Source organism: Dyadobacter sp. (assembly GCF_051859145.1).
Taxonomy (GTDB): Bacteria; Bacteroidota; Bacteroidia; order Cytophagales; family Spirosomataceae; genus Dyadobacter.
Window position 1 is genome coordinate 1 of the sequence record NZ_JBHYGF010000327.1, and the last position, 4,878, is coordinate 4,878.

Genomic DNA, 4,878 nt, shown 5'->3' on the forward strand with positions numbered 1-4,878 from the left:
ATTGGGATTGCCAATCGTTTTTGCAGCAAGACCATTAATGATCTTGTTGCTAAAAATGTAGTTATCGACACCGAGTAGTCCCAGTGACATATAATTCGGTGAAATATAGTTGGCGGGGAGGCTGCCGGATCCCGAAAACGCATTGTTGCCAGCTAGACCGTAGCTGGCCCGAAGTTTCAGTTCTGAAATCGCTGGAACGGACTTTAAGAAGTCTTCTTCACTCATGCGCCATCCGGCGGAAGCGGACGGGAACGTACCCCATCTGTTATCCACGCCAAAGCGTGAGGAACCATCCCGACGAACCGAGACATTAAACAGGTATTTTTCTTTATAGTTATAAGCTATCCGGGCGAAATAAGAAGCAAGCTTCCACTGCTCTCGGTATGAATAGCCTGAATTGACATTGCCGTAATTGATCGTTTGGACAACATCGTTTGGAAAGTTGACTGCCCCCACACGATTTTGTTCGAAGTCGTTTGACTGGGACTCCATTCCGATCAGCGTTTCAAAATTGTGTATATCATTGAATTTCCGGTTGAAAGTCAGTGTCTGGCTGGCAACCCAGTTTAGGTTCTGACCCGTATTCGAGTAGCCGCTTGTAGGTATGGGTGGCAGCAGCGAACTTGTGGGCATGGTGGACTTCTGGAAATAGCTCTGACGTGATATAAGCGCATCACCACCGATGGAAACGCGGTAATTGAGCCCTTTGGTCAACTCGAGCATGGCATAAAGGTTTCCTAATACGCGCAACGTATTTACGCGGTTTTCGACCTCGGTAATGTTGGCGAGCGGGTTGGTAATTCCCGGCCAATCGTAGGGTGCTGCAATGGCAATTTGCGCAGTGTAGCTCCCGTCCGGAGCGTAAACAGGTACAACTGGCGCAATCCCGAGTGCCGCATTGATTACACCATTGGTAGACCAGGGTCCGTCGGCATTTACCCTGTCTTCAACGGTCATCGACGGACTGAAATTGAGACCAACTTTTAATCGGGAGGTCAATTGCGCATCGATATTTGAGCGCAAAGAATAGCGGCGTTGCCCGGACTTCTTGATAATTCCTTTCTGATCGAGATAGTTGCCCGACAGCATGAATCTCACTTTTTCAGAGCCTCCCGACGCCGATAGCTGATAGCTGCTGATCGGTGCCGAACGAAATATCAGATTCTGGTAATCGGTATATGGCAAGTTTCCCGGTTCGTCGAAATTGAGCCCTTCAAACTCACCTCTTGGGTAACGGAAACGCTCACCAGCAGGCCGTTTGCTGTTGGGATCACTGGCCATCGCTCCCGGAACACGGTCCAGATAAGCGTTGTTAACGGCCTCTTTTACCAATTCGGCAAACTGCTGCGAATTGAGGATATCCATTTTTTTCGTCACTTGCTGGATGCCCGTAAAATAATCGAGATTGATCCGTGTCTTCCCCGCTGTGCCTTTTTTTGTGGTAACCAATAAAACGCCGTTTGAGCCTCGCGATCCGTAGATCGCCGTAGCCGAGGCGTCTTTAAGTACATCAACAGACTCAATGTCATTAGGATTGATCAGGTTTAGCGCGCCATCATTCAATGGCTGGCCATCTACGACTACGAGAGGCCCTGTTCCCGCACTGATTGATCCTAATCCGCGTATTTTGAAATTCGGAACCGTTCCCGGTGCCCCGTTGCTTTGCTGCACCAGTACGCCGGGCATTCTTCCCGCCATACCTTCGCCAATATTCGTAATGGGTTGGTCTTTAATGGATTCGGCCTTAATAGAAGAGATAGCTCCTGTAATATCTTTTTTCTGTTGCGTGCCATATCCGACTACCACCACCTGTTCCAGCTCTCTGATGTTAGGAGTCAGAACAACGGCAACCACCTCCCGGCTATTAACCCTGATTTCCTGACTTAGATATCCTACAAAAGAGAAAACCAGTACGACCTCAGCATTTGAGGTCTCAATAGTGAAATTCCCGTTTGCATCGGAAACCGTCCCGCGTTGGGTTCCTTTCTCGACAATGCTGACACCCGGAAGTCCCTCGCCTTTTTCATCCGACACTTTGCCCTTTGCGGTGGAAAGATTGGATTGCTTGTCCGTCTTGACCGGGGGAGCGACCGGTTTTCTGATCTGCTGGCGCTCCCGGCTGTTTTCAAGGGGACTTATGCCCTCGTGAGGAGAATCCGGTTTTTGGGTGTTAATATCCGCCTTTTTCTTGATCACTATCGTTTTATTGATAATGGTATAAGAAAGGCCTTGATCTCCGAAGAGCACATCCAGTGCAGCTTCTAAAGAGACCTTTTTCAAGTTCAGGGTGACCCTGTTTGTTTTTGTCAGAAGGTCGTTTTGCAACCAGAAAAAGTAGCCGCTCTGTTTCTCAATCTTATCAAGTACTTTGTCGAGTGACGCATTTTTCTCCGATAATGTGATTTGCTGGCTGTAACCTGATGCATAAATGTGTAGACAGGAAATCAGCAATAAAATGGCGACAGAATTTATTCGCATTACGAGCAGTCGTTTAGAAGGCGGGCTTACCGGCAGGCTAATGGCATTTTTGACTGAAAATGCCTTGCTAAACCGCCTGGCAATGCCCCGCAATGGAGGCGTAGAAAAATTAATCATATATTTGTTTGGGTTTGGGTAAAGAAAGTTCCGTACAAGAATTTATGTTTTGCCGTGGTGGGCAAGATCACTCAGCCTCTGCCGAAAGTGCTCGCAACACTTTCGGCATTTTTATTTTTTAATACCTTTTCAAGAGTTGTCTCAACAGTATTTAAGTTTTGACAATAATCCTCCTTCCCTCGATTTTAAAGTTGACGCCGCTAACCTGCAAAATCTGGAGTATCTGTGCTATCGGCGCATCGCGGGCTATCTGACCTCTGTATTTGTTTTCAGGTATTTTGCCTTCAAATACAACTTCTACATCATACCAGCGGGATACTTGCCTCATGATTTCAGCTAAACTGGCATTTTTGAAAATGAACTGACCATTTTTCCAGGCAATCACCTGATCAAGGTCTACTTTACTTGTTACCTGAATTTCGTCACCTCTATCTATACTTAATTGCGCCTGTTGACCAGGTTTAAGCATAACAACCCGTTCTGGTAGCTTGGCCGCATGACTGTTTTTGCTGTTTTCCGGATTGGATATAATTTTAACTTTTCCTTCCAGCAGCGTCGTCGTGATTCGCTTTTCATCCGAATAGCTGTTGACGTTAAACCTGGTACCTAAAACTTCCACGACCTGACCGGCAGATAACACTACAAATGAACCGTTCCGTTTTTCAGCTTGCTGGTACGCGCCTGATTTTGTAACCTCAAAATAGGCTTCTCCTACCAGTTCAACGATTCTTTCCGAACCGAATTTGGTAGGATATTTAAGGGAAGAGGCCGCATTTAACCAGACTTTGCTACCATCCGGCAACACCACCTTAAACTGACCTCCCTTTGGTGTACTTACTACATTATACGTCTGGTTTCCAGCAGCGTTCTTTCGCAAGTTTTTACCGGTTGTGTAAACAAGCTGTCCGTCATCGGTTTTGGTGATCAGCAAATTATCCTGCATGGCAATCTCACCTTCCGACACTTCATCAAGTAAGATCTCTGAACCATCGGCCAGGGTAAGCACAGCCTTATTTTTGCCGGGAGCTACATCGGCTGCTTGCTGGATAGCGACGGTATCTTTGTCGTCTGTCCGCATAAACATCAGATACATGCTAATCCCGGATACGAGCACGAATACAGCTGCGGCAACATATCTCAGGAAAAGGCCAGATATGAGTTTAGATTTTGCCGGTTTGTTGAATCCCGTTTCAAGCGAAATCCTCTCCCACGCTTTTGCCTTGTCCGAAGTTGCAAACACATTTACCTCAGACTGAAGAGCAGGTCTGTCTGTTAGCCTGGCAAACAGTGCTTTGTTGCTTTCGCTCAGACTGATCCAATGATCGAGTTCCTCCTGCTCCTGTGCAGTAATCTGACCATTTAAATACTTAAAGATCAAATGCCCTTGCTCAAAATATTGGTTATAGCCCTCCATGAGTCTGTGTTTAGACTATAGAGACACTTGAAAATGCAGATCGGATAAAATAAGATCGTATTTCTGTAAATTATTTTTCCTGTCGGCCAGATGCAGTGAGCATTACAGGAGTGCAGGAGTATTTTCATGGTAAAACATCAGTGCAAAAAAGAGTTCGGGTGAAAGCCGGCGGCGAAGCAAGTCTAGAACTTTTTGCTTTTGTTTTTTTACCGTGTTGATGGACATACCCAACTCGTCAGCAATCTCCTGATTTTTTTTCCCTTCGATGAAACCCAGGGTGCAAATCTGACGGTACGTCCCAGGGAGCAATTCAATCGCCAGGTGTAATTGTGCAATGACCTCCGAAGAGATGATGGCGTCAACGACCGGTGGTTCTGCCGGCTCCTCTGCTCCTTGCTTTTGATTATATTGTTGCACTACGTTTTCGTGTCTGATCAGGTTCAGACTGGCATTCCGGGCACTCTTATATAAATAGTTCTTTATAGCGGTTTTGTTTACTTCTATGGAATCCTTCTCTCTCCAATAACTGATAAATGCTTCCTGTGCAATATCCTGCGCCTGAGTCTGATCTTTTAAAATTTGATGTGAAAAATATACCAGTCGATCATAGTACTCTTCAAAGAGAGAATTCAGGTCCAAGTCGGATGCGCTGCCTTTAAAAGAAACTAATCGCTTTATGCCACTCATTGATTTACTCACTTATTATTTTGCCACAGTTGCAAAAGTCGATAGAATATACTGCTAAAAAAAGTAAAAATAAAAGGAAGTGGTAACTGTTGTAACTAGAAATCCTGACTGTATGTAGTCAAACTAACTGAGACAAGAGCTTAGAGAGTATTTTCGGATTTATAAAGCTATTAATTTTTGGT

General features: G+C 45.4%; 3 protein-coding genes. All 3 read right to left on the reverse strand.

Annotated features, from left to right (window positions below; translation table 11 throughout):
• On the reverse strand, positions 1-2,478 hold a 2,478-nt coding region (locus ACTIE6_RS17610), incomplete at its 3' end, for a SusC/RagA family TonB-linked outer membrane protein (protein WP_439557887.1).
• Between the two features lie 268 nt (positions 2,479-2,746).
• Positions 2,747-4,009 carry a FecR family protein gene (locus ACTIE6_RS17615; RefSeq protein WP_439557888.1) on the reverse strand — a complete coding sequence of 421 codons (1,263 nt, stop codon included), beginning with the start codon at positions 4,007-4,009 and terminating at the stop codon, positions 2,747-2,749.
• A gap of 102 nt (positions 4,010-4,111) precedes the next feature.
• The gene (locus tag ACTIE6_RS17620) at positions 4,112-4,696 is read right to left on the reverse strand and encodes an RNA polymerase sigma-70 factor (protein ID WP_439557889.1); all 585 of its coding nucleotides are present in this window, start codon (positions 4,694-4,696) and stop codon (positions 4,112-4,114) included.
• Positions 4,697-4,878: the final 182 nt, after the last annotated feature.

Excerpts from the sequence above, each read along its gene's own strand:
- ACTIE6_RS17615 (WP_439557888.1), bottom strand. The coding sequence starts at position 4,009 with ATGGAGGGCTATAACCAATATTTTGAGCAAGGGCATTTGATCTTTAAG.
- ACTIE6_RS17620 (WP_439557889.1), bottom strand. The coding sequence starts at position 4,696 with ATGAGTGGCATAAAGCGATTAGTTTCTTTTAAAGGCAGCGCATCCGAC.